Source organism: Pseudochrobactrum asaccharolyticum, from assembly GCF_003314995.1.
In the GTDB taxonomy this organism is placed as follows: Bacteria; Pseudomonadota; Alphaproteobacteria; order Rhizobiales; family Rhizobiaceae; genus Pseudochrobactrum; species Pseudochrobactrum asaccharolyticum.
Genome location: NZ_QNRH01000005.1, coordinates 248,922 through 256,352, shown reverse-complemented (window position 1 = coordinate 256,352; position 7,431 = coordinate 248,922). Strand labels below are relative to the sequence as shown.

Below are 7,431 nucleotides of genomic sequence, written 5' to 3'. Positions count from 1 at the left end.
CCCGTTCGGCCTGAAATCGATAATCAATCGATTTCTATACGGCCTCACCTCATCAGGCTACGCCTGACTTCGCTCCCGGGCAGCAAGGCTCGACAATACTTGACGCGGGGTGGAGCAGCCCGGTAGCTCGTCAGGCTCATAACCTGAAGGCCGCAGGTTCAAATCCTGCCCCCGCAACCAAAATCACAAATAATAATTATATAAGATTTTAAAATAACCCTGCCCACAAGAGACAGGGCTATCGGCGTTTACAGTCTGTCCGCGATAACAATAAACAACAACTGAATACAGACGAGGGGAGGAGAAGCCTGAAAGCTCCAACTCAACCCAAAAAACCTGAAATCCGACAGCACAAATCATCAGCTAAAGCGATAGCCTTAATCCGATGTTCAGGCCAAGAGTCTGATGCATGACGGTTTTATTAAAATTTCCCTGAGCTTAAAAATTGAATGTTTGACTTGCAGGATCAGGCACGGTTTTCGCGGGATCAATGTAACTCTCATGTCAATTCTCGTGGCATTGTGCACATTCTGATTGAGTAGATTTTTCAATTTAAGGAAGTGTTCGTGCCTTACCTCCAGCAATGTCGGGCGCTCTTACGCTCACGATTGTCCTTTGTTATGGCTGCTTTGGCGGCCATTATTCTTACAGCCTGCAGTGATGACAATGCACAGACAGCAGCGGCTGTCCCGCCGGTCAACGTCAATGCAGCTCCGGTACTGGTTAAATCTATCCGCCAATGGGATGAATTCAGCGGGCGTATTGCCAGCACCGATGCCGTTGAAGTTCGGACTAGGGTTAGCGGTTATATTGAACGCATCGCGTTTAAAGACGGCGATGAGGTCAAACAAGGAGATCTTCTCTTTGTTATTGATCGCCGTCCTTATCAAGCGGCCTATGACAGTGCCTTTGCAAAGCTTGAACGTACGCGCGCGGCCGCACAGCTGGCGCGTGTGCAAGAGGAACGCGCACGGGCTCTGATCGTCACAAATGCAATTCCGCGTGGGGAACTCGATACACGACGCGCAGCCCTAAACCAGAGGGAGGCGGAAGTACGTGCGGATGAAGCAGATCTTGAGATCGCGAAACTTAATCTAAGCTTTACAGAAGTCCGATCGCCGATCTCAGGCCGGATCGGGCGCGCTATGCTGACTGTCGGCAATCTGGCTCAGGCTGATCAGAGTGTGCTGACTAATGTTGTCTCTCAGAACCCAGTATACATCTATTTCCAGCCTGATGAGCAAACCTATCTGCGTTATCTGGCACTCTCGCGCACAGGCGAGCGTCAAAACACAGCTAATCCGGTGCGTATTGCCTTAGCGAGCGATACAACTTTCCCCTATGCCGGAACTGTCGATTTCATCAACAATCAGGTTGATCCCGCAACGGGCACAATCACATTGCGTGCGGTGGTGCCTAATCCGGACCGGATTTTGGTGCCGGGTTTGTATGCACGCGTCCAGCTTGAGGGCAGTGCAGAATTCGACGCTATGCTGGTTGATGACAAGGCCATCCTGACCGATCAGGATCGCAAATATGTCTACGTCATCGGCGCGAACAATGACGCCGTACGTAAAGACGTTGTCCTCAGCGGCTTTTTTAACGGTTTACGTATTGTACAGGCTGGTTTGTCGCAGAATGACAATGTCATCGTCAGTGGTGTGCAAAAGATTTTTTCTTCCGGAATACCCGTCAATGCCAGCAAAGTTGTCATGGGTATGCCAGCTTCTGCTGCGGCGCAGTAAGGAGGGTTTTCAATGAATTTTTCCAGATTTTTTATTGATCGCCCGATCTTTGCAGCCGTTCTGTCCATTGTTATTTTTCTGGTCGGACTGATAACCATTCCTCTTTTGCCTATTGATGAATATCCGGATGTCGTACCGCCGACCGTACTTATAACAGCGACCTATCCCGGCGCTAATCCCAAAGTCATTGCAGAAACCGTCTCGGCACCATTGGAAGAGCAAATCAATGGTGTTGAAGGTATGATGTACATGAAATCAGTCGCAGGATCTGATGGCGTGCTGCAAATGACGATTACATTTGAACCTGGCACAGATCCGAATAAAGCACAGGTCGATGTCCAGAACCGGGTTGCTCAAGCCCAGTCACGCCTGCCCTCTGCCGTGGTTGCGCTTGGTGTCACCACGCAAAAACAGTCACCTAATTTTGCACTGATGGTTACGCCTGTTTCAGACGGTCGTTATGACGGCCTGTATTTGCGTAACTATGCCAATATTAAAATCAAGGATCAGCTCGCACGTATTCCGGGCGTCGGCGAAGTCCGCTTTTTCGGCAGCGGCGACTATGCGATGCGTGTGTGGCTTGATCCGAATAAAGTGGCTTCGCGTGGTATGACTGCCGGTGATGTCGTACAGGCGATTCAGGATCAGAATTTACAGGTATCCGCCGGCCAGCTTGGTGCTGAACCCCTTGAGAACGGTAGTGACTTTCTGCTTGCTATCAATGCGCAAGGTCGTCTGAATACCCCTGAGGAATTTGGCAATATTGTTTTGAAGACCGGTGCAAACGGCGAGATCGTTCGTCTCATTGATGTGGCCCGCATCGAACTCGGCGCCAGCAATTATACATTACGCACGACACTTGATGGCAATGCGACGACCATCCTTGGCATATTTCAAGCGCCCGGTGCCAACCTGCTCGAGGTGCGCAATGCTGTCATCGAGAAAATGGAGGAGTTAAAGCAGAGCTTTCCTCCCGGTATGACCTATCGTGCGGACTATGACTCGTCGATCTTCGTTACTGAATCCATCAATGCAGTGGTGAAGACACTGGCTGAGGCAATCCTTCTTGTTGTGCTGGTTGTCATCCTCTTCCTGCAAACATGGCGTGCCTCGATTATTCCTTTGATCGCGGTTCCTGTATCCGTGGTCGGCACTTTTGCAGTGCTCTATATTCTTGGTTTTTCAATCAATACTCTGACCCTGTTTGGCCTCGTACTGGCGATTGGTATTGTGGTTGACGATGCGATCGTTGTTGTCGAAAATGTCGAGCGTAATATTGAAGAAGGTCTCTCGCCATTAGCGGCATCGCATCAGGCGATGAAGGAGGTTTCTGGTCCGATTGTCGCGATTGCACTGGTTCTGTGTGCGGTATTCGTGCCTATGGCATTTCTGACCGGCGTAACCGGAACATTTTACAAGCAATTTGCGGTTACAATCGCTATCTCGACAGTGATTTCAGCGATCAATTCCCTGACACTTTCGCCGGCACTCGCGGCTATATTACTACGTGCACATGATGCGCCCAAGGATGCATTTTCACGGGGGATCGACCGTACATTTTCCTGGGTTTTTCGTCCGTTTAACCGTTTCTTTGATGCCAGTTCTCAGAAGTATCACGGTGCAGTATCACGCATACTGAAACGTCGAGGTATGGCGTTTTTGGTCTATGCATTACTCCTTGCAGCCACGGGCTTTATTTTTAGTTCGGTGCCGCGGGGCTTTATCCCGACACAAGATAAACTCTATCTGGTTGGTGTTGTAAAATTGCCGGAAGGTAGTTCAATCAGCCGTTCTGACGCGGTCGTCAAAGATTTAGCAAAAACCATTCTGACGGTTGAAGGCGTGGCTCATGTGACGACATTTGCCGGTTTCAACCCGATACAGCAGACGAATACACCCAATTATGCCGTAGCCTATGTGATCCTCAAACCTTTTAACGAGAGGAAGCGCAGCGCTCAGGAAATCATGGCTGCGCTGCAAGGAGAAATGAATAAAATCAAAGAAGGAATGGCCTTTGTTCTCAATCCGCCGCCGATTATCGGACTGGGCACGGGTGCCGGTTATTCGCTCTTTGTTCAGGATCGCAGCGGCGTTGGCTATGGTGCACTGCAACAAGCAACAGGGGCATTGCAAGGCGCACTTATGAAAGACCCTGCGATGGGTTTTCCGTTCTCCAGCTATCAGTCTAATGTGCCGCAGCTTGATGTTGAAGTTGATCGCGTGAAAGCCAAAGCGCAAAATGTGGCACTGACAGATCTGTTCCAAACGCTTCAGGTTTATCTCGGCTCTGCATATATCAACGACTTTAATCTTTTTGGGCGCACATGGCGCGTCTATGCCCAAGCCGACGGAGATTACCGTCAACGTATTGAAGACATTCGCAATTTGCAGACACGCAATGCGCAAGGTGAAATGGTGCCGATTGGCTCGATGGTAAAGATCAGCCAAACTTACGGGCCTGATCCGGTGTTGCGTTACAATGGTTATCCTGCAGCAGACTTTTCTGGCGAAGCAAATGCCAGACTTTTGTCCTCGGCAGAGGCTATGGACAGAATTACGGAAACGGCGAAAACGGCACTGCCAGCGGGTTTCGATTTTGAATGGAGTGATTTGAGTTATCAGGAATCCACACAAGGCAAAGCAGCACTGATTGTATTTCCGGTTGCAATCCTGCTCGCTTTTCTCGTTCTTGCAGCGCTTTATGAATCATGGACTTTGCCGCTGGCGGTTATCCTGATTGTTCCGATGTGTATGCTTTCTGCCTTGTTTGGCGTCAAATTGCTCGGAGGTGACAATAATACATTTGTTCAGGTAGGTCTGGTCGTCCTCATGGGACTTGCCTGTAAAAATGCGATCCTGATTGTCGAATTTGCACGCGAACTGGAGTTTGAAGGCTACGACATTGTCGAGGCAGCCCTTGAAGCCTGCCGGTTGCGGTTACGTCCCATTATCATGACATCGATCGCATTTATTGCCGGAACCGTACCACTCGTATTTTCGAGCGGTGCCGGTGCTGAAATACGCTCCGTTACAGGCGTGACTGTGCTCGCCGGTATGATAGGGGTGACCATATTCGGCTTGTTTTTGACACCCGTATTTTATGTTGGTCTGCGCAAGCTCTCCGGTCGGCCACTGATCAAGCATGGTGAAAGCAGCATGCATGTGACCGAAGCAAGTTAAGAGCAGCCACTTCATTTTCTATCAAGCCGGTTGGCAGCAACAATTGCCAATCGGCACAATCCTGCAAGAATTGTGCCTGATCCTGTAAGTGCATTCAAAAAGATCAGCACAATCGCTATTATATTCTGCAGGCCATTAACAGGACTGGTTATGAATGACGACAACAGGCGCACTGACTGAACTTACCGAAATTATTGATCGTTATGCACAAAATGCGGGAAGAACCGCCACGGCGAATAGCAATCTTGAACTCGGACGCCACATATCGCCTCTGACGTCCATTCAATGCCCGCAAACGCCTATTTTCTGTATGATACTACAAGGTGTTATGACGATTGAACTGGGCGGAAGAACTCAAAAATTTGGCGTCGGGGATTACTTGTTTGTATCCTTTGATATTCCTGTTGCATTTCGGATTATTGAAGCCAGCGAGGAACAGCCGTGCATCGGTTTTGGTATGACAATTTCACCGGAGCGTCTACGCGAGGTGCTTGCAAAAATGGATGTTCCGCCACGCCCTGTGGTAACGCACGAGGCTTGCAGCGTTATTGTTGATCGTGTGGATTCTGAATTACTTGATGCCGCACTTCGCCTGCTGCGTCTTCTTGATACGCCCGATGATATTAAATTTATGGCACCTCTGATCGAGCAGGAAGTCATCTACAGGCTGTTATCCAGCCCATACAGCTGCCGCTTGCTGCAATTAGCGATAGCGGACAGTTCTGCAAACGGCGTCAGTAAAGTGATCGACTGGTTGCGCAAAAATTATGTTGAACCATTGCGGATACCTGAACTTGCTCATCAGGTAGGCATGAGTGAATCCTCACTGCATCATCATTTTAAAGCGATTACCGGTCTCACACCAATGCAGTATCAAAAACAGTTCCGGCTGCATGAAGCACGGCGCCTGATACAAATTGAACGACAGAATATTGGCAATGTGGGATACGCAGTGGGCTATCAAAGCCGGTCACAATTCACACGTGAGTATAGCCGGTTTTATGGCGTTTCGCCGCAGCAACATTTAAAAGAATGCGCGGAAGCATAACTATATACTGAATATTTTAAGCAGGTTTTCTCCATATGATCATTATGAAGCCGTATCATATTATCTATTTTCAGATGCCAGATTTGCTAATGGACAATACTCAATGGCAATAGCGCTTCGCACCAATAAGCGATGGCGGATATAACAATTGCGAGTAAAATTAACAGCAAAAATTGCCCCACTATTTTTGCACGTCTTATCATTACGATGATCGCTTTTTTTGATAATGGCAGCAATCAGAGAGATTTTCCGTCGTCATCATTAGTACGAAACCCTGCTTGCGCAGAGCTTTATGCTTTTCCGTGAAAAGAATATTCAGGCATGTTTGTACATAGCAATCACGGCCTGTTTAAAAATCTGCATCAGCAATACGACGATGAAAAACTCTCCAAAAGATGGATTGTCTCAATTTGCCGGGGCTGGCCTGAAACCGCCAACCCGCAGATGATAATGTGCCATATAAAAACTTGTAACAACGACAGCTATGCTGCGAAATCTGTGCCTGATCCTGTAAATAATATCATGATTATTTTTATCATATTTAAAGTAACGCCCATTATTGTGATGTAATTTGTTTTAATGTGCAGTTATTCTTATACCTCACACAGGCGGTCATATGAATTTCAACGAAACACGGGTTTTCATTTTCTCCGTCGTTTCTTCCTTTCACTGTAACGATCAATCAGATGGTTAGAAATGCCTCATATCAGGCCGGTGAATTTGATAAGTTCTTCCATGATGTCGAGGTACTATTCATAGAGTGAAGAGCGCTTCATGCCTCCGGCTTCAGCAAACTTCCGGATGTTTTGGCGACAGATGACTGGTTGGAGAAGGACGTCTCTATGTTACAAGATGAGCGAGAGTTCATCTCTTCCTCATTTAGAGAATAGGGGGCTGTCTTACGAATGGTTGGTAAAAATTTAGATATTAGCCAGTTCTGTAAGCCCGTAGTAAAGATTTTTTCTTATTCTTAATACCTTAGTTGGATAGATGTTAGTGCTGCGATTAACGTTCGAGCTAAAAGAATAGGAAGCATCTGCGCTATTAAATAAGATAGGGTATCCTAAATAAACCTAAGGAATTTTTCAAATTATCGTTTTTTATTGAGTAAATATTTGAATAAATAAAACTGGCGGATAGAGCGGGATTCTTGTTCATGGTTTTTATTATATAACTAATTGATTTGTAATTATAAAATAAAATAGTTGTAATTTATTTTGTACCATATTTTGTACCGATTTATTTGGACGAAAATTCGTGCAAAGCTGTGAAGTATATTTGGGCACCATATGACATCATCGTTGAAAATATCCTGACTAAAGCTGCTAGCATCCTACAGTGCTTGTGATTTTCCGCAGAGCTATCCTTCGTGGACATGAGGGTTATAAGCGTGTCGTATAATTCTTCTGTAAAGCCACCGAATATGTGAAAAAAGGGCGCTATAAAATAGCGCCCTTT

Annotated in this window: 4 protein-coding genes and 1 tRNA gene; all 5 read left to right on the top strand. The window is 47.0% G+C overall.

Annotation, left to right across the window (positions count from 1 at the left end; all coding sequences use genetic code 11):
- Positions 1–103 precede the first annotated feature (103 nt).
- The 5 genes from DFR47_RS14970 (at position 104) to DFR47_RS14950 (ending at position 6,543) form a co-directional block, all read left to right on the top strand.
- Positions 104–180 (top strand) — tRNA-Met (locus tag DFR47_RS14970).
- Positions 181–566: 386 nt separating this feature from the next.
- Complete coding sequence (locus tag DFR47_RS14965) at positions 567–1,745, top strand: efflux RND transporter periplasmic adaptor subunit (protein ID WP_210207318.1); 1,179 nt, start codon at positions 567–569, stop codon at positions 1,743–1,745.
- A gap of 12 nt (positions 1,746–1,757) precedes the next feature.
- Positions 1,758–4,925 (top strand): efflux RND transporter permease subunit, encoded by a 3,168-nt coding sequence (locus tag DFR47_RS14960; RefSeq protein ID WP_113945203.1) that lies wholly within the window; start codon positions 1,758–1,760, stop codon positions 4,923–4,925.
- Between the two features lie 154 nt (positions 4,926–5,079).
- Positions 5,080–5,973, top strand: coding sequence for an AraC family transcriptional regulator (locus DFR47_RS14955; protein ID WP_113945202.1), 894 nt, complete (start codon positions 5,080–5,082; stop codon positions 5,971–5,973).
- Between the two features lie 321 nt (positions 5,974–6,294).
- A complete protein-coding gene (locus DFR47_RS14950; protein WP_113945201.1) occupies positions 6,295–6,543 on the top strand; it encodes a hypothetical protein in 249 nt (82 codons plus the stop codon).
- Positions 6,544–7,431 lie beyond the last annotated feature (888 nt).